This is a genomic window from Paenibacillus sp. Z6-24 (genome assembly GCF_054161335.1).
Genome location: NZ_CP096398.1, coordinates 4,186,168 through 4,205,794 on the forward strand (window position 1 = coordinate 4,186,168; position 19,627 = coordinate 4,205,794).

At 50.5% G+C, this 19,627-nt stretch carries 14 protein-coding genes; 1 reads left to right on the forward strand and 13 read right to left on the reverse strand.

Translation table 11 applies throughout. The annotated features are described in order from the left end of the window. Positions 1-137: 137 nt before the first annotated feature. The 8 genes from M1D61_RS18130 to M1D61_RS18165 form a co-directional block, all read right to left on the reverse strand. Positions 138-1,751, reverse strand: coding sequence for a gamma-glutamyltransferase family protein (locus tag M1D61_RS18130; protein ID WP_458120001.1), 1,614 nt, complete (start codon positions 1,749-1,751; stop codon positions 138-140). A 199-nt stretch (positions 1,752-1,950) separates the two neighbouring features. Then, complete coding sequence (pilO, locus tag M1D61_RS18135) at positions 1,951-2,499, reverse strand: type 4a pilus biogenesis protein PilO (protein ID WP_458120002.1); 549 nt, start codon at positions 2,497-2,499, stop codon at positions 1,951-1,953. Next, positions 2,483-4,048 carry a pilus assembly protein PilM gene (gene pilM, locus M1D61_RS18140; protein WP_458120003.1) on the reverse strand — a complete coding sequence of 522 codons (1,566 nt, stop codon included), beginning with the start codon at positions 4,046-4,048 and terminating at the stop codon, positions 2,483-2,485. The genes pilO and pilM overlap by 17 nt, the downstream gene beginning before the upstream one ends. Before the next feature lie 10 nt (positions 4,049-4,058). Then, the gene (locus M1D61_RS18145) at positions 4,059-4,814 is read right to left on the reverse strand and encodes a prepilin peptidase (protein ID WP_458120004.1); all 756 of its coding nucleotides are present in this window, start codon (positions 4,812-4,814) and stop codon (positions 4,059-4,061) included. Between the two features lie 306 nt (positions 4,815-5,120). Then, a complete protein-coding gene (locus M1D61_RS18150; protein ID WP_458120005.1) occupies positions 5,121-5,615 on the reverse strand; it encodes a prepilin-type N-terminal cleavage/methylation domain-containing protein in 495 nt (164 codons plus the stop codon). A 70-nt stretch (positions 5,616-5,685) separates the two neighbouring features. Then, the gene (locus M1D61_RS18155) at positions 5,686-6,894 is read right to left on the reverse strand and encodes a type II secretion system F family protein (RefSeq protein WP_458120006.1); all 1,209 of its coding nucleotides are present in this window, start codon (positions 6,892-6,894) and stop codon (positions 5,686-5,688) included. Further along, on the reverse strand, positions 6,894-7,943 hold the full coding sequence (locus M1D61_RS18160) for a type IV pilus twitching motility protein PilT (protein ID WP_458120007.1): 1,050 nt from the start codon (positions 7,941-7,943) through the stop codon (positions 6,894-6,896). Before M1D61_RS18160 ends, M1D61_RS18155 begins: the two co-directional genes overlap by 1 nt. A 38-nt stretch (positions 7,944-7,981) precedes the next feature. Beyond that, positions 7,982-9,646, reverse strand: a complete 1,665-nt coding sequence (locus M1D61_RS18165; RefSeq protein ID WP_458120008.1) for a GspE/PulE family protein — start codon at positions 9,644-9,646, stop codon at positions 7,982-7,984. Positions 9,647-9,974: 328 nt separating this feature from the next. Here M1D61_RS18165 and M1D61_RS18170 point away from each other — a divergent pair, with 328 nt between their 5' ends. Next, complete coding sequence (locus M1D61_RS18170) at positions 9,975-14,489, forward strand: DUF5057 domain-containing protein (protein ID WP_458120009.1); 4,515 nt, start codon at positions 9,975-9,977, stop codon at positions 14,487-14,489. 213 nt (positions 14,490-14,702) lie between these two features. Here M1D61_RS18170 and M1D61_RS18175 read toward each other — a convergent pair whose 3' ends face one another. The 5 genes from M1D61_RS18175 to M1D61_RS18195 all read right to left on the reverse strand — a co-directional run bounded on the left by M1D61_RS18175 (position 14,703) and on the right by M1D61_RS18195 (position 19,450). After that, positions 14,703-16,664, reverse strand: coding sequence for a hypothetical protein (locus M1D61_RS18175; RefSeq protein WP_458120010.1), 1,962 nt, complete (start codon positions 16,662-16,664; stop codon positions 14,703-14,705). 15 nt (positions 16,665-16,679) lie between these two features. After that, positions 16,680-17,366: a prepilin-type N-terminal cleavage/methylation domain-containing protein gene (locus M1D61_RS18180; protein WP_458120011.1), complete on the reverse strand. Its 687-nt coding sequence runs from the start codon at positions 17,364-17,366 to the stop codon at positions 16,680-16,682. Further along, entirely contained in the window at positions 17,350-17,862 is a 513-nt protein-coding gene (locus M1D61_RS18185; RefSeq protein ID WP_458120012.1) for a type IV pilus modification PilV family protein, read from the reverse strand. The genes M1D61_RS18180 and M1D61_RS18185 overlap by 17 nt, the downstream gene beginning before the upstream one ends. A 297-nt stretch (positions 17,863-18,159) precedes the next feature. Next, on the reverse strand, positions 18,160-18,831 hold the full coding sequence (locus tag M1D61_RS18190) for a deoxynucleoside kinase (protein WP_458120013.1): 672 nt from the start codon (positions 18,829-18,831) through the stop codon (positions 18,160-18,162). Beyond that, on the reverse strand, positions 18,809-19,450 hold the full coding sequence (locus tag M1D61_RS18195; protein ID WP_458120014.1) for a deoxynucleoside kinase: 642 nt from the start codon (positions 19,448-19,450) through the stop codon (positions 18,809-18,811). The genes M1D61_RS18190 and M1D61_RS18195 overlap by 23 nt, the downstream gene beginning before the upstream one ends. Positions 19,451-19,627 lie beyond the last annotated feature (177 nt).

Below are 19,627 nucleotides of genomic sequence, written 5' to 3' on the forward strand. Positions count from 1 at the left end.
TGGCAGCAGCCGCTGCGGCAAGGGATGGGTACAGCAAACAAGGATAGATGATGGCAGTGGATGGCCGTCGTCTATCCTTGTTTTTATTTATGCAGCACTGCTGGTAATAGGCGTAATGGAAAATGGGAAATAGCGACCTACCATGAAGCAATGGCTCCGTCTGTGCGCATTTCGGTACCGCCTGTCAGTACGCCGGTCTGTTCATCGCGGAGGATGATCTGGCCGCGGCCAAAGGCACCGGCGCTGTTGGCACGGCGGATGTGGTGACCCATGCGCATCAGGCTCTGGGCGAGATGATCCGGGAAATGGGGCTCGACCTCGATGATCTTGTCCTCAATCCACTGCCATCTCGGTGCATCAAGTGCAGCCTGAGGATTCAGGCCAAAATCGATCATATTCATCACGACCTGCACATGTCCCTGCGGCTGCATGAATCCGCCCATTATGCCAAACGGTCCGATCGGTCGGCCGTCTCTCGTCAGGAAGCCGGGGATAATCGTATGATATGTCTTCTTCCCCGGTTCCAGCCGGTTCTCATGGGATGGATCAAGGGAAAAGGAATGACCGCGGTTCTGCATGGCGATGCCTGTCCCCGGAATGACGATGCCCGCGCCAAAGCCCATATAGTTGCTCTGAATATACGACACCATATTACCTTCGCTGTCCGCTGTTGCCAGATAGACCGTACCGCCTGCCTGCGGCTGTCCCGCTAAGGGCTGCAATGCTTCTGTACCAATTAGTGCACGCCGCTCGGCAGCATAGGCTTCGGACAGCAGATGTTCGGCGCGGGTAGTCATTTTGTCTCCCTGTGTAATGTATTTGAGTCCATCGCTAAAGGCAAGCTTCATCGCTTCGAACTGCCGATGATGCGTCTCGACGGTATCACGGCCGGTGAATGTGTAGCCTTTGAGAATATTCAGCGCCATCAGCGCGACCAGTCCCTGACCGGCTGGCGGAATCTCCCATACTTCATAGCCACGGTAGTTGACCGAGATCGGGTCCACCCACTCCGGGGCAAAGGCTGCCAGATCTTCCTTGCGCAGGAAGCCGCCATACGCACGGGAATGCGCATCGATCTGCTCCGCCCATTCTCCACGGTAAAAGGATTCTGCGCCAGTCTCGGCGATACTGCGCAAAGTCGCCGCATGTCCGGGTGACCGCCACATTTCGCCGATCCGGGGTGCACGGCCATTCGGGGCAAAGGTGTTAAACCAACCGCGGTATTCCTCTCCGGTCAGTATCTCCGAAAACCGCTTGTACGCCAGCTGCCAGTAATAGCCGAGCGTCGGGGAGATCGGAAATCCCTGCTCCGCATAATCGATCGCCGGCTGCAGCACCTCGGTCAGCGGCAGCTTGCCAAATCGTTCCGACAGCGACTTCCAGGCAGCCGGTACACCCGGAACGGTAACCGGTGTCCATCCATACGTAGGCATCTTCTCATGTCCGGCAGCCTGTACCGCTTCCATGGAAATGGACGCTGGTGCCGGACCATTGGCATTTAATCCATACAGCCGGTCTTTGGTCCAGACGATCGCAAACGCATCTCCGCCAATTCCATTGGAGGTAGGCTCTACGACGGTAAGGCAGGCGGCGGTAGCAATCGCGGCATCAATAGCATTGCCGCCTTTTTTGAGAATATCGAGGCCAGCCTGGGCAGCCAGCGGCTGGGAAGTTGCAACCATTCCATTGCGTGCATAGACAGAATGCCGCTGAGAAGGGTACGGATGGAATAAAGGGTCATAGGATATCATGGAATACCTCCAATGTATTAGGATGACGGGTCTATGAGAAATGTACTCTGCTGCAGCTGAGAAATAGACGGCATCATTACCGGAATCTATAACGGTTCTGCACAGCCAGTGGCATATCCTCTTTTATGACGACATAACAAAAGGCCGTTACAGTAACGCTGTTCCTGGATGGGAGCGTTGCTGTAATGGCCTTTTCTTGTTATTGAATCGTATAATAAGCGGTAAAAGTCACTTTGGCCGTCAGAATCGGCTGATAAGGCTGCTCAAAGCTGAAAGAATCAATGGTCACCAACCGGGGCATCTGCTGCAGCTGGTTCATCCATTCATGGATCTGTGCATAACCGCCCTGAATCTCCGCATTCATCTGAATCTGTCCTGCCTGGCTCCCAATCGGAACGCCTTCACCGCTGCTGTTTGCTCCCGGCACAATGGACTGAAACTCGATATTCGTCAGTCGTGCCCGGCTTTTCTCTCCTACCTGTTCCAGTGCGGTCAGCAGCTGCTCGCTGGCAGCCTCAGCCGGCACAGCTGCCATAACGGCAGCATTATTTCCCTGATGGCTCTGCAGTTCTGCAATCCGCGTCTGCAGCAGCTGCCCTTCCTGCTGCAGCTCCGTAATATTCTGCTCATACGTCTCCGCCTGTTCACCAAGTGGACGGACAGCCAGCATATAGACAGCCAGCAATATGATAAACAGCAGCGCCAGTCCCAGCATAATGGAGGAACGATATTTATTCAGTTGTTCCATTGGTCTCCTCCTTCTGCTCTTCAGCGGCACGGGCTGCTGCACTGCCTTTGAGAGTAATCGTATAGGACGCCGAATACGATTGCAGACTGCCGCCAGATTTCACTCCAGCAGTAACCGCTGTATTGCGGACGACTTTATCCACAGTGACCTGATCGGTAAATGGCATCTCTTGCAGCTTCACCAGATAAGCGGATGCGGCAGCCATCGTAGGTGTGACCAGGGTCAGCTGAATCGTGTCACTTCGGGTATACCTGATCTTCTCTATGGCGGAGGGACGAGGCTTGGCCAAAGACAGTTGATCCAGTATGTTCACTGCATCCAGCCGATAATTCATTACCGCATCCATGACTGCCTGCGGCCCGGCCGCTCCTCCTCCGCCACTGAGCTTGTTCAGTTCCAGCTGCGCCAGTGTATTATTGTCGCGAAGCTGCTGAATCTGTACTTCCTGCTCGGCGATCGTTCCTTTATAACTGATCCAGCCAACGAGGGCCAGTGCCATCAGCAGTACCCATACTGCCGCAGCACCGATGACCAGATAAGAGAACTTCTGCGTCTGCTGGGACTCGCGGCGTGGAAGCAGATTAATCGATTGGCGATCTTCACCGGCCAACGCTGCTCCGACAGCCATCCGGTAATCATTCATTTCCGCGTCCTGTTCGGCATCATTTTCCTTTTGTCGGAAATCCACTTCCCGAATATCCAGTTCTCCCATGGACTGCTGCAATTCAAGCACCAGCAGGGCTCTTTCCTCATAGGAGCCGGTAACGACAATCTCTTCGATTCTCACTGATCCATCATGCAGACTGTACTGGTAAAAGTTCAGCATTCTCGAAATTTCGGGAGTAATATCTGCGACTTCCTGTGCAGACAGATGAATACTGCTGCCAGCACTGCCGGAAGATTCATCCGGCATAGCAAAATTAATTGTCCTCATAAACACCGGATACCCATTGCGGAACATATAAATGTCCAGCAGTCCGGCGTTGAGCTGCAGCAGCATGGCATTGCCAAACTGTGCATCCTGTACCTGCACAACGGCTCTCGATAATGAGGTCGCCGAGAATTCAACGGCAGCGATTCGGATACCGGCTTCCTGCAATGGCGCGATATAGTCCTTGACCAGCTGGCTCGGTGCTGCGAATACGAGCAGCTGTGTCTGCTCCTCATCCGCCGATGTGATCATATAATCGTAGACCGGATTCTCGAATGGCAAATGCATGCCAGTCTCCACTTCCAGTTCGACCAGCTGGGCAATCTGTTTGACACTTGCATTCGGAACGCTCATCGTACGAATTAGAATCCGTGAAGGCGGGATGGACAATGTTACCGATTTGCCTTTCAGATTCTCACGGATCGCCCATTCTTGGAGAAGCTGCTGAAGGGCTCCTTCATCCTCAATCTGATTCTCCACGATAACGCCGGATGGCAGCGCCAGGTAGCGCTTTTGATCCATTTCCCATGATTTTTTCTTTTTTAATGAGACATAGCGGACCCCGGTTTGCTCAATCGAGAGACCTGCATGTGATGAATGACGTTGAAGCTTCTTCAATTGTATCCTCCTACCCCATGAGCGAGAGATACCCGCTTATAATATATGAACCGTATCTATAGGCAATCAGTGTACCTGCTGCCAGAAAAGGACCAAATGGAATCGGCTGACCGTGTCCATGACGTCCGCTGATGCGCACGATCATGCCATACAGCAGACCCAGCAGACAGGCGGCGAACAGTGCCAGCAGCACATTTGGGAACCCGATCACCCAGCCAAATAATGCAAATAATTTAACATCCCCCATGCCCATACCGCCTCTGCTGAGTACGGCAATAAGCAGCAGTACGCCTCCACCGGCGAGTGCTCCGCCCAGATGATTCCATAATGAACCGGCAGGAGTCAGTACGACCAGCGCCAGCAGAATCGGCAGGAAAAAGAGCAGCACTTTGTTGGGAATCTTCATATAATGTATATCGGCTATGGTGATGATGATCGACAGGCTGACCAGCACCAGCCCGATCGGCAGCTGGCCGCTGATGCCTGTCTGCAGATATACCCAGACAAACAGCAGCCCGGTCGCCGCTTCGCCAAGCGGATAGAGCGCAGAGACCGAGACTCCGCAGTGCCGACAGCGTCCGCGGCTGAACAGATAGCTGACTACCGGGATCATATCCCATGCTCCCAGCCTGGTCCCGCAGCGTGAACAGCGGGATGGCGGATGTACGACAGATTCTCCCGCCGGTACCCGCAGGGCAACCACATTGTAAAAAGAGCCAAGTGCCAGTCCGAGGATCAGCAGGTAAATTGCAATGATTGCAGTCATGGTGGGTGTGTTCACTTTCTGATGGATTTTGTGTTCTATTTAAAGAGGAACCGGAGTCGTTGTCCGGTTCCCTGGTTTACTTGCTCGTTATAGCTTGTCCGCTGCCTTTATAGCTTGTCGACTGCGTTTATAGCTTGTCCGCTGCGAAAAGAGATTCTGCCATTCCCTCCGGTTAAGAAGGAAGATACGGAATGACCGTTTGCAGCAGTGTATCTTCCTTCTTAAATGTCGGTCATTGGCAGAATTCTCTTTTCTCCGCTACGTGCTTAGTTTACATTTCTAACTTTAAATGCTTATTTAATAAAATTAACTGCCTCCAGCAGGCGTAGGGGTAGGAGTTTCAACTTTTGTTGCAGTATCTGTTGCATCTTTATCTACAGCGAGAACCTGGGCCGCAGTATATTTCCCAGCTGCTGATCCTTCAGGTGCAGGTGTTATGGTTACACTATCCAATTGTCCAGTAGAAGTGAATACTACATCAGCCTTGGTAATTTTTTTCTTGCTGCTTGGCAAAGCAATACCTTTATCCAAGTAACCACCATCTACCAAATTTGTCAGACTCACAGTGCCCGCTGTTTTGAAATCACCATTGGAAGTATCAATAACATACATACGTGCTGCATTGTAAATTTGCGAAGCAGTATTCAGATCGCCATTCGTTTTGGATTTGTTAATAACATTACCAATCAAAGGAATCGCAATAACCGCGATAATCGCCAGGATAACGATAACGGCCAACAGCTCGATCAGGGTGAATCCTTTTTCTTCTTTGCCCATCTTTTTCATCACTTTGCTTAACATTGTCTTTTCCCCTTTTGCTTAATTATTGATATCAAAGCAGGTCCATTCGCGGATGCGTACTTCACCGCGTTTAACCTACTGAATCATACAGTGTGAACATTGGCAGCATGATGGCTGCCACAATAATGCCGACGACAGCTGCCAGGAAAGCGATCAACAGCGGCTCGAGCAGCGACTTGAGTCGGTCGACGGTATTTTCCACATCCATTTCGTAGAAATCCGCCACTTTGCCGAGCATCTGGTCAAGCGATCCGGTCTCTTCGCCGATAGCGATCATCTGGGTGACCATCGGCGGGAAGACCCAGGATTTCTTGAGTGGATCGGATAATGCATTCCCCCGGCGCAGCGATTCGCTCGCCTGATTGAGATACCGCTCAATCACCTTGTTGCCAGCAACTTCCGTTACGATCGACAGTGCCTGCAGCACCGGGACCGAACTGGCATACAGCGATGACAGTGTACGTGCAAACTGGGCAATGGAGCCTTTCTGATTCAGTCTTCCGAACACCGGAATCTTCAGCTTGGCATAGTCGATCCAGTATGCGCCGCGCTCAGAGCGCTTGAGTATAACAAAAGCTGCAATGATAATGACCAGCCCGAGTACCCAGAAATACCACTGCTGCTGGATACTTTTGCTCAGTGCCAGAATGACGACGGTGATCGTCGGCAGCTTGGCATCCATCGATTCGAACATATCGACAAACTGTGGAATGATCGCCACCAGCAGATAGACGGTGACGGCAATAGCCAGAATACCGACGGTAATCGGATAGGTCAGCGCAGACTTGATCTTCTCGCGGGTAACATGCCGCTTCTCAAAGTAAACGGCAAGCCGCTCCAGCGTACCTTCCAGATCACCGGACTCCTCACCCGCACGAATCATGCTGATGAACAATCTCGGGAAGATTTTGGGTGATTCCTGTACTGCCTGTGACAGGGCGACCCCTCGCATCAGCTTGGAATGAACCTCATGAAGCGTTTTACGAAGCACTTTGCTCTCGGTCTGTTCAGCCAGGATGCGTGTCGCATCCAGAATCGTCACTCCTGCACGGATTAACGTGGCAAACTGCCGGCAGTACACGATGAAGTCGATCGTCTTGACCGGATTGCCGATGTAGATCTCGGTCGTCATGAGTGTCTTGCGCTGTTCATTCAGCGAGAACACCGTAAGGCCTCGCCGGCGCAGTTCGTCCATTGCGGTTGTTTTATCCGCTGCGGTCAATGTGCCTTTGAGCTGTTTGCCGTTAACGGTACGTACCTGATATTCAAATTGCGGCATCAGATACTCACCTCGGGCAGATACAATTTACCGATCGCAGGGTTAATCTGCCCCTGCTGCATTAGTTCACGAATGCTCATTTCGAGTGTATGCATACCGGATGAACGCCCGGTCTGCATCATACTGCGAATCTGATGTGTCTTCTCCGTACGGATCAGGTTGGCGATGGCAGTCGTGTTGATCAGAATCTCGGTCGCACATACCCGGCTGCGTCCGGACAAGGTTGGCAGCAGCCGCTGGGAAATGACTGCACTGAGTACAGCCGCCAGCTGAATCCGAATCTGTCCCTGCTGGTGTGCCGGAAAAACGTCAATAATACGGTCGATCGTCTGTGGAGCATCTGTCGTATGGAGAGTCGCGAAAACCAGATGGCCGGTCTCTGCCGCAGTCACTGCAGCGGAGATCGTCTCCAGATCACGCATCTCTCCGACGAGCAGTACATCCGGGTCCTGCCGAAGCGCTGCCCGAATCCCGCTGGCAAAGCTGGCCGTATCACTGCCGACTTCGCGCTGGTTAATCAGCGACTTGCCATGGGTATGCATATACTCAATCGGATCTTCCAGCGTCACGATATGCCGGGACTGATGACGGTTGATATGTCCGATCATCGCTGCCAGTGTGGATGATTTGCCACTTCCGGTTGGACCCGTTACCAGGACCAGCCCCTGCGGCTTCTCCGTCAGCGTCTTGAGAAGGGGCGGCAGACCCAGCTGCTCCACCGTCGGAATCTGACTCGTGATGAGGCGGATCGCAATACTGACAGACCCTTTTTGCCGGTATATATTGATCCGGTAACGGGCTGTATTGCCCAGGGAATATGAGAAATCGAATTCTCCTTTTGCCCGGAAATGATTTTGCTGTTCTTCAGTGAGCAGCATCCCGGCTGCTGCCAGGGTATCTTCCGCGGTCAGCAGTTCTTCGGACTGTGCGGTCAACTGGCCATGTATCCGCATGATGGGCACGGAGCCAACCGAAAGATGGAGATCCGATGCCCCCAGCTGCTGCATGCTGTCGAGTAATTCGTGGATATTATGAGTGGTTGAGGCCATTCGTGCATCTTCCCTCCTTTACGCTGAATCTGAGCCTGTTAATACGAGACGGTCTCACGCATGACTTCCTGAATCGTTGTAATGCCTTCTTCTACTTTGCGCAGGCCATCTTCTACAAGTGTGATCATCTGCTGTTCATGCGCTGCTTCCCGTATTTCTTCCACAGACGCATTATCTGTAATGCTCTGGCGTATGCGCTTATCCACCTTGAGTACTTCATGAATCGCTACCCGCCCGCGGTAACCGGTATGATTGCAGTTGCCACAGCCGCGACCTTTGTACAGCTGCTCTGTCTGTATACCATGGCTGTGCAGCAGGATTCGTTCCTGCTCTGACGGCGTATAGGCAATTCTGCAGTCCGGACAGATGCGGCGTACCAGACGCTGGGCGACGACACCGATCAGGGAAGACGCGATCAGATACGGTTCCACTCCCATATCACGCAGACGCATTACCGTACTCACCGCATCATTCGTATGCAGCGTTGACAGCACCAGATGACCGGTCAGGGAAGCACGCACGGCAATCTCTGCGGTCTCATTATCCCGGATCTCCCCGACCATGATAATGTTAGGATCCTGCCGCAGAATCGAGCGCAGTCCCGAGGCAAAGGTCAGCCCGATTGCCGGATTCACCTGCACCTGATTGATCCCTTCCAGCTGATATTCCACCGGATCTTCCACCGTAATCGTATTGGTACTCTCCACATTCAATACATTCAGTGCCGAATACAGCGTAGTCGTCTTCCCGCTTCCCGTCGGACCGGTAATTAGCAGAATGCCATAGGGATTATCGATCATTCCCTTAAAAAGCTTGGAGTTATATTGGTTAAAGCCCAGCTGTTCGAGCGGCTTGACGCCGGTACTGATATCCAGCAGACGCATTACAATCTTTTCACCATGCATCGTAGGCAGCGTCGATACACGAATATCGACCATTTTCAGATCGAATTGCATCTTGATTCTGCCATCCTGGGGAAGACGCCGTTCGGCAATATTCAGCCGGGACATAATTTTCAGACGAGCCGTGATAAAGCCCTGCATCTGTTTCGGTACATGACGTTCGGTTTGCAGCAGACCATCGATCCGATAGCGGATCGCGACATCATTTTCACTCGGATCAATATGAATATCCGAGGCTCTGAGATGCACCGCCTGCTGGATCATCTGATTGACCAGCCGCACAACCGGTGAGGATTCATCCGTAATCTCGGTTTCCTCAATCTCTTCGGTCGTCGGCAGCTCTCCCATCATCTGGCTCATCGAATCGCGCAGGCCGTAATAATGGGCAATAGCTCGCTGCAGTTCATCCCGGCTGGAGATGGCCGGCTCAATCCGGAAGCCCGTACTCATACGCAGATCTTCAATCGCAAAATAATCCAGCGGATCTGCCATCGCTACCATAAGCTTGCTGCCATCCTTCATAAATGGAAGCACCTGATAACGCTTGGCCATACTTTCCGGAATAATCTGGGTCACAGCCGCATCAATCTGGTATTTGAACAAATTGACATGTGGAATCCCCAGCTGGAACTCCAATACTTCAATCAGCTGCTGCTCTGTAATATATCCTTGTGCCAACAGTACATCGCCGAGCTTGCGTTTGGATTTGCGCTGTTCCTCCAGCGCCTGATTGAGCTGTTCTTCAGTAATAAGTCCATTTTCAAAAAGAAGATCGCCCAGCTTTTTCTTCATTATCTTCATCTATTGTCTCAACTCCATCAGGCATAGTCGGAGGCTATATACCGCATCTTTTTCGCCCGGGATCGCCAGCCGCTTACCATTGTGTCCTTACTTCTGCCAGAGCAGCTTTTTACATCATTAAAATTCGAAATATCGATTCTCTATCAACAACTAAAGAACTACTATTTTACAAAATTGATAAAATAGTCCTATTATTTAAGCCCCATTTATTCTAATATTATAAATAATATTTAGCAACCGATATATTAAGTAAATTACCTATTTATTTTTATCGGACTTTAGACTCAATAATTTAATTGGAATTTAAAAATATTGGAGGTTTTTGTCCTTGAGGTCCAAAAGTGCAGTAATATTCCTTTCCATTATCCTGTTGAGCTTGCTTGCGATCCCGCTTGTACAAATGATCGCCGGGGCATCTACACGTTATCAGATCCATATTCTGGAGATTAATGATAATGGTATATTCCCGCTGCAGGAGAAGCTTCAGAACAGATCCAACTTCACCGTCACCACCATGCGCATGAAGCAGTTTGTAGCGATGCGTGAAGAGCTGGATGGCAAATATGATGCTATCTACATCGGCAGCGGTACGTACAATACGACTGGCGTACAGGGTCAGGATCATAATACGACCGGCATCATGAACGATATTACCGAGCTCAAAGCCAGGGATATCATCGATAACTACATCGAGAAAGGACTACCCGTCATCCTGAATAAGGCGCTGCTCAATCAGCCCGCTACCAGCAAGAATGCCCATCTGTTATATGATTATTTCTCACCTTATCAGGATACGACGGTACGTCCTTTCAATGTATTTTTTATTGCTGATGAGGAACTGCCGCCGCTGGCTGTCCAGATGGAAGATACCAATTCCAGTCTTTATAAAATGATGACCCAGCGTCCACAGCTTAGTGTCAGTAACAAGCCGGCAGACTATGATAGCCCTGCAGGCCAATCCGTTGTCTACAGACAAGGCCAGGAACTGCGGTTTGATTTTAATGTCGGCAATGTATCGGGATTGACCGAGGGTAATGTGGAAGCCAATCTGTACCTGGGGATCGATAAGGTTCTGAAAATGGGGAGCGACCAGCTGGTAGCAACCGAGCAGCTCAATCTTACTGAGGGAACCCTGAGTTACAAACTGCCCAAGGCCTATTCGGGATTACTGTACTGGAAACTGGAGATCGTCAACCGTCAATCAGGTACCGCGCTCAAAAATTATACGACCGGGGTAATCCGGTATCAGGATGAGAAGACCGTTGTCCGCGTACTTCAGGTGCTGCCATCGGACGGCAAGTCCAGCGGTAACAGCAGTCTGCTGAACAGTGCCAATATGAAGCCATCCTATCTGTCAGGAACAGATTACCAGCTGGATATTACCGTCAAGACTTTCGAGGAGTTCAATTCGACCGTGTATCGGAATCTGAACGGAACCTATGATATGATCGTGCTCGGTTTCCGCGACCAGTATAATCAGTTTGCTCCGCTCAATGACGCATCGGCGGCAGCTGTACGCAAGTTTATCGCTTCCGGCCAGGGAGTAATGTTTACCCATGATACGGTGTTTGACAAAAGTAACGCTGCTTCGCAAATATGGCTCAATTATTTCCAGACCGACTCCGGCCAGATTGCGCCAAAGACAAATATCGGTCTTAATGCACCCAACAAATCCAGGACCACGGCTGTAGTGAATAAAGGTCTGCTGACAGAGTATCCGTTTGATCTCAGTCAGCCCCCTTCCAACAGCAATGGTTATATAGGACAGATTAACCAGACGCATGACCAGTATTTCACCCTGGATCTGGAAGATCCTGAAGTGGTGTCCTGGTATAACATTACCGGCAGCAATCGGGATGTACAGGACAGCTGGAATCACTACTATACGTACTCCAAAGGCAATGTTACGTATTCCGGTACCGGTCATACCAATACCGGGTTCCCGGAGTGGGAGCAAAAATTATTCGTCAATACGATGTACCGCGCCTTTATCGGCTCCAATCATGCACCGGAGATTACCGTCACCGCACCTGCGGATGGCAGCACCAAACCTTCGTACCTGAAGAACTTTGTACTCAGCTATACTGCCAATGACTGGGATCTCAAAGACCGTAATCTGACAGCCAGCGTGAAATTCAAACATAACGGCAAAGTGCTGACCGACCTGTCCATTCCGGAAAAGACCGTCTTGTCCGGTCAGGCTATTAACGAAACATTCGAGAATCCGCTGCCGGAAGGTGGTACACTGCAGATTGAGATTACGGTCAAAGACAAGCAGGGCGCGCTGGCGGCCAAAACGGTCAACTTTACGATCGAGCGAGCCGAGGCCAATCTGTTGACCAATCGTGAGATTATCTCCGGTGTACAAAACGGCGAAGCCGAACAGAATACACCGCTGACCATCGAATACTCGGTTACACCGAAGCCAGTCAGCTACCAGTCTGTGAATCCGGAGGAACAGGCATCCAGCAAACTGGTCATTTCCAGTATTCAATACAAGGAGCAGCTGCCTCCTCAGCTGGAGATTACAGACACTCTCCCGGAAGGCATGACCAAAGAAGGCACGGCAGCCACAGGATATGTACTCACCATGCCGCTGCCGGATATTCAGTACAGACTATCCGGCCAAAACGGCGTACAGTCCTATGTTCCCGTAATGCCGGAAGACCAGCCTGCGGTGAAGTTCCGACTTACCCTGACACCTGTCGGCAAAGGAGCCTACAATCTCGTGAATGCCCAGCTGAATTATGCGGATATCCACAGCGCTACCCGTAATATTGCAGCGCTCGGCAATCTGAAAGATTACAGCGTACTGATCCTTGGCGATATCACAATGGATCGTTCGGGCTTCTCGACAGCAGGAAGAGTAGCCGGTGCAGGCAATGTTAATCTGCCCGGCGGCTTCAGTATCGGTACAGAACTGGGCGATAATGCCAAAGGCACACCGGTCCTTATCGCCGGCAAGAGCCTGACCGTCAGCAGCGGTTCTGTCTACAAAGGCAAAGCCGTCTATGGAGATACGATCAGCAAGCCGGAGTATACGGACTATACGGCCGTACAGGGAACACCGATTGACTTTGACGCCATGGGTACCAAGCTGCGCAGCATGTCCAACGATCTCGCAGCCCTTCCCGCCAAAGGCTCGGTGACCAAATCTTACTCTACGCTGACGCTAACCGGTACAGACCCCGAACTCAATATATTCCAGGTCGCCGATTCCCAGCTGGGAGATGGCACCAATTCGATAGTCATTGAGGCGCCAGCCAGTTCCCATGTACTGGTCAATATCAGCGGCTCACATGTCAAAATAAGCGGCGGGTTAACCGTTAACGGCCCGGACTACCAGCATATCCTGTATAACTTTAATCAGGCCTCCAGCCTGCAGCTGAACAATATCGGAGTACTCGGTTCCGTGCTGGCACCCAATGCGGCATTGAACTTTGGCGGCAGTGTCAAAGGCTCCCTGATCGGAGCCTCCATGACAGGAAGCGGCTATGGTTCGTCGTCCATTCCGTTCTACGATGTGGATGTGGAAGGCCCTGCACCGGCACCAGATGAGAAAGACAGAGTGACTATTGTTTTCCCGGATATTATTTTCAACTCGGTTGTCAAAGTAAAAACACTGTATCTGGAAGATATATCGATGCTGGTCGGCGATCAGAAAACGCTTATTCCGACCGTATCACCTGTAGACGCCAATAACAAAGTGTTAAACTGGTCCTCTGCCAACCCCAAGATGGTCACAGTCACTCCGAGCGGAGAAAATGGAACCATTCAGGCACTTGTACCAGGCAAGACCTTCATCGAAATCCATGCAACCGACGGCATCAATATTACGTACAGAGCTGCTGTGACCGTTATACAGCCGGGGTTGTCCATTCAGGGACCTGCCGCTATCGGCGTTGCACAGGTCGGTACGCTTCAGGCTATCCTGAATCCATCCGATGAAAAAGCCCGTATCACCTGGTCTGTCAAAGACAGCAGCAGTGGTACATCTGCCAAACCTGTCCTTACCGTCAACACGGCCAATCCATGGCAGGCATCCATCACCGGCCAGCATCCGGGCAAATATACGGTGGTTGCCACCGTAACGACTGCCAACGGACGCACGTATACGGCAGAGCACACATTATGGATTTTTAGTATCCGCATCGATGGTCCATCCGCCATGAATGACGGCGAAAAGATTACACTAACCGCTGTCACCGATCCTGCCGGCGTTACCCCGGCTCCGGCATTCACCTGGTCTCTCGGCCCGGCGAGTACCGACAGTTCGAATAATGCGGGCAGTCCAGGAAGTTCCGGCGGTGCGGACAGCGCAGCCCATCCAGGCAGTGCTGAGCTGAGTTCGAGTACCGGCTCCAGCGTTACACTGACCGGCAAGGAACCGGGCAAAGTCAACGTTATTGTATCTGCTGGAGGGATGCAGGCAGCTATCGAGGTTATCATCCACCCGGTACTGCGTGAACTTATTCTGCAGGGACCGATACGGATGAATGTCGGCAATACCGTTGATCTGATGGATACCAGCATCTCCGGGTTTGATTATCGTCCGCGAAGTGTGGATATCTCTACCCTGCTGGATCATCTGGTCTGGAGCATGCCTGCCGATCAGACAAGTATTCGATTCGAACACTCCAGCTCTACCGGGCAGGAACCGATCATCAGAGGCGGCAGTGTAATCCAGGCGATCCGTCCGGGTTATACAACCGTCACCCTCTCCTACACCGGCAAACCGGATGTAAAGCCTGTTACGATTGGCATTATCGTGCTGTCCGGCACGACGAATCCGGATAACACTACAGATAATAATGATCCGAATATCAATGGAGACCGATACTGATCGGCTTCAGCGATCATCATGGACTGCTGCAGTTACAGCAGTCCTGATCATTACAGCCCATGTCAAAAGCATAAATACCAAAAAGAGCAGAAGCGCTAATCCGTATCACCGGATGAGTACTCCTGCTCTTTTTGACGTTCTGCGTTCTGTATTCTGTATTCTGTATTCTGTATCAAATAAATTACGCTGTCCTGATCCAAGGGTCCACTCTTGTTATGAACTGCTGCCCTCTTTCTTGTTCGAATTGGATTCGTTCTTGATCAGTTCCAGCTTGCCTACTCGAATATTGACCTGCTTGACCCTTGGCAGTCCCGAAGGCTGCTGTTTGGTGAAGATTTTATCGTCATATTTTACCTGGAAGCGGCTGTCCTGATGATTGCTGGACAGGTTAAACTGAATCGACGATCCGCCTGCCGATGCTGTTCCGGCTACTGCATTGACCGTCAGATTACCGCGGGCAAAAAATCCACCCTCCAGTGAAAAGATCGAGCCTACTCCATACAACCAGGCTGAAGATTCGGTATAAAAGAAACCTCTGATCTTTTTCGTACTGGAATCATTGCCAATCATCGTGTTATTAAAAGCATCAAACCGGTTTAATAAAATGCCGCCTTTGGACATCAGTACCAGTTCCTTGTCGTCCAGATCACGAATTGTTGCATCCTGCAGGATGGTGGTATAGACCGTTGGTGAAGACGGCTGATTGCCGGTACCTGTCGAATCGCCTGAAGCTGCTGCAGTCGCAGCAGGACTCATCACATAGATGGTCGCATCCATATCGGCTTTGCCCTTAACAATCATTTTGCCGGTGACGATAATATTAGCTCTAATCTGTACAGGCGTATCCAGCGTATTGTTAATGATAAGATCGCCATGTACGATGAGCCACTTTTTGAATTCTTTATTTGCAGAATTCCCCGCGGAGTCCTTCGGATTTTTATCCGGGTAGTTAATCTGTTCACAGGTCACTCCATCCAGCTCCAGGTTACCGTCAAACAGCATGGAATCCTGCATGTTTTTAAATGTATCATCCAGTTCGGTCATCTGCTTCTCATATAACCGGCTGCGAGTCTCAAAATCTTGTAATTCCGCTTCTGTGGCATCCTTGGCAGGATTGGCAGGTGGCACAGGTCTGACAGCCACCCGGATCATGCCGGGTTGCCCCGTCGGATCAGCTGCCGATTGCTGTCTCGCCTTTTCTGCGATGGTACCGACCAGACCGGCAAAGCTATGATTTTCCTCTTCGTACCACTGCTGTACATCTGTTCTGGAAGTGCCGTTCAGCGCTTCCGTCACCTTATCCAGCATAGTCTCTTCCAGATTGATCTGAACGAATTTTTTATTGTTTTTGATCATGACATTTTCCAGCGGGATACCCAGCGATTCATTCAGCGTGTTCGCGGTGCTGCGGGTATCGGCGTTGACGGGTATGCCTTCTTTGAGAATGGAATCGATCGACTGCACATACGCTTCTCCATCCGGGAACAGATACGGATAAATGGTCTCCTGCTTGAGATCTCCACTGCCGTTATACCGATATTCCGCATGGCGGCTCAGCTTCAGTAGTTTGCCGGAATAGATATTACCGGTAATCGCTGGAGCACCATTCAGGGTTAGATTACTCTCCGAACCGAGTGCATAATTCAGAAATTCAGGGAAAGTATCAATTGTTACCCGCTGCTGCAGTGTACGGGTGACACCGTTCACCTGTGCTTGAGCAGTTAATGTAATATGGTACAGGGTTGGAGATTCTGTCGATCCCATTACATCCTTATCTACATATTGAATATTCGTTAGGCGGGCTGACGCTGAGCCTGTCTGATTCAGCTCCGTATGCACTGTACTCTTCTTCTGATTGATCTGTGCCTGCAGATCATCCCGAATTCCCTTTAGCACACCATTTAATTTCATAGGATCGATATCCTGATGGCGATCCAGCTCCTGGCTAATATAGGCTATCGCTTCATCCAGCGACTTTTGGGCCAGATGCAGGCTCTGCACATCATTCTCGCGCAGCTCGGTACGCTGGGCCCCGCCGATTGTCGCACTGAGCACAGCGACTCCCAGTACGGTGAGCAGCAGCACGATGAACATCACCATGACGAGTGCCGATCCCTGCTCCTGCCGCCAGAAAGGCCTTTTATCCAGCGGCTGATCGTGTTCGTTACGGAACATTATGCTTCCTTCTTTCTAGAATCCGAATTTGCTTTCCAGCGATGTCTGTGCCGTATCTCCGCCCATGATCGAATGGGATAGATTTAGATTGATTTTGATAATGCCGCTCTCGTATACGCTTTTTCCTTCTCTGTTATCAATCTCGATGATGGAGCCTTCCTCCAGGCGGGATTGTGCTTCCACCCATTGCGGCTGATTGGCATCTATACCCGGCGATTGCGCCGTATTCACTGCGGCCGATGACTCCGGTGTGCTGGCTGGCTGTGACAGCTGTGCCGTATTGCCGCCCGATACCGGAACCGCTGCCTCGCTGTCTGTACACGAAGGTATTTTGAGTTGAAGCGGAATGCCTTCAATTTTTGCCCCCAGATAGAGCTTCTCACCGCAAATATAGATGTCTTTGCTCTCCGGCTTGTCACCATTTTTCTCCAGCCGGATACCTGCAGGCTGACCGCTGTGATCAGTCAGCTGTCTGACACGATCCGGGGTAAAGGTATACAGCTGCGTAATAATCGAGGACATCATGATATCCCCTTCCTCCCGCAGCCGGTTCTCTGTATTGATCTGACTGTAACTGCGCATCCCAAAAGTAGCGACTGCATATACAGCTGTCATGATCATTGTCAACAGCAGCAGAGTCGGCAGCATCTCGATCAGTGTGAATCCTTGCTGGCTGCGCAGCCGCTTAACGAATCTTCTCATCCGTAATATATCCCTCCACTACTGTATCTCCCTGGCGGCTCTCGATATCGGGTCCTTTTACTTTTACCTGGATCGGCATGAGATAGGGAGAAGCCTTTTTCGATGAGCCGGTATTTTGGCTTTGAAGCTGGGAGTTGATGGACACTTTATAGGTTATGCCATTGATCACCGGATTCAATATAAAAGAAAGCGCAGCGGTGTCGTCTGTCAGCAGGGCGTATTTACTGCAGCTATCCGCCGTTTTGCACCCTTCTGCCTGTATCGCTTTATTGTCTTCCAGGTAGGTTTTCCATTTGTCAAAATCCTGCTTCTCCGCATAGACCAGCGCACTGCGGGCCAGGTTCACCATGACGGTCTTGTTCTCATTACTTTTGGAAAAAGAGAGCGAATTACTGAAGTAAGCCATCAGGCCCAGGGAGACAATCGACAGAATTACGATTGCAGCCATCACTTCGATAAGTGTAAATCCTTGCTCCTCCTTGAAAGCTTTACGCATAATGGACTCCTTTGGTTGAATATGTCGACTGGGACTCATGTTCATAAAACTTAGCTATTTAATTATTCGGCGTTTGTGACCATATTATTTAGGTCTATAGTCTCAAAAGTTAGCAAGTAACCCCGTTATTCAGCCGAAGACATTATTTGATAACAAAAAAGCCTGCTCCTTGTAGGAACAGGCTGTAAATATCATCTTCAATATGATCGTCTTACTGCATGGGTATAATTTTAGCTTTGACTGAGAGCGCAGGCTGATCATTATCTGTATCTGTGCAGCGTAGGCTGCCATGCTGCATTATGCCAGTGTACCGTTCAGCTTGCTCTGACGGGATTCGGCAATGATGCGGCTGACCTCGGACAGAATGCTGTCCATGGACGTCGGATCATTCACATCGTACTCGTCAATATTCAAGCGCAGCACCGGACAAGCATTGAACTCGCTGATCCAGGTGACATACCGTTCATGCATCTGCTCCCAATAGGATACATCCGTCTCGATCTCCATCTGACGTCCGCGCAGCTGGATACGGGCCAGAATGGACGGCAGGCTGCCTTCCAGATAGATCAGCACATCCGGGTGCGGGAAATACGGAGTCATCACCATCGCCTCGAACAGGCTGGTGTATGTCTCATAATCGGTTGCGGACATGGTGCCTTTATCGGCATGCATTTTGGCGAAAATGCCGGTATCTTCATAGATCGAACGATCCTGTACATAACCGCCGCCGGCTTCGAAAATATGCTTTTGTTCCTTAAAGCGTTCAGCCAGGAAATAGATCTGCAGATGAAAGCTCCAGCGTTCGAAGTCATGATAGAACTTCTCCAGATAAGGGTTATGATCGACCTTCTCGAGGGAAGTCTTGAAGTTCAGGCGTTCAGCCAGCACTGCGGTCAGCGTGGATTTGCCGACACCTACCGTTCCGGCAATGGTAATCAGTGCATTATCAGGTATGTTGTATTCGTTCATGTATAAGCTCCTTTAATTGAGAGGCAATATGATCAAATTGCTCCCGGTTTTCCACGAAATCAATGCTGTCTCCGTCAATGGTAATAATCTTCGTCTCCGGCTCGCGCACGGCGATCGAAGCCATCGCTTCATCATAATCCGCCATCAGCTGCTCCAGATACGCCGTATCCATCGCTTCCTCGAAAACGCGGCCGCGCTTCTCAATCCGGGCCAGCAGGGTATCCAGGCTTGCACGAATATAGATGATAATATCCGGCTTGGGCAGATCATCGGTCAGCACATGATAGATCTGGCGGTATTTGTCCCGCTTGACCCCTTTGAGCGTACGCTCGGCAAAGATCATGTTCTTGTAAATATGATAATCCGAGATGACCGGCTGATTGCGAGAAATGTACTGCACACCGGTGTCTTCGAGCTGCTTGTACCGATTGCAGAGAAAGAACATTTCCAGCTGGAAACTCCACTCATCGATATTGTCATAAAACTTGCCGAGAAATGGATTTTCCTCAACGATTTCCTTGATAATGGGGAGATTCAACTCTTCTGCCAGCATGGAAGAAAGGGTAGTCTTGCCAGCGCCGATCGGGCCTTCCACGGCGATAAACGGGGATTGTATCATGGGTATGAATGTCCTTCCTGTATCACATGTTCGTTAATAGACTTTATGTATTGTATCATGAAATGTTTTTGTGACGATATGTATTTATCTAAAATAATAGCAGGAAGTCTGCTCTCTGATCAGACTTCCTGCTATATATTAACAAAATAGGTGATCCAGCTCTAGATAGTATACGAA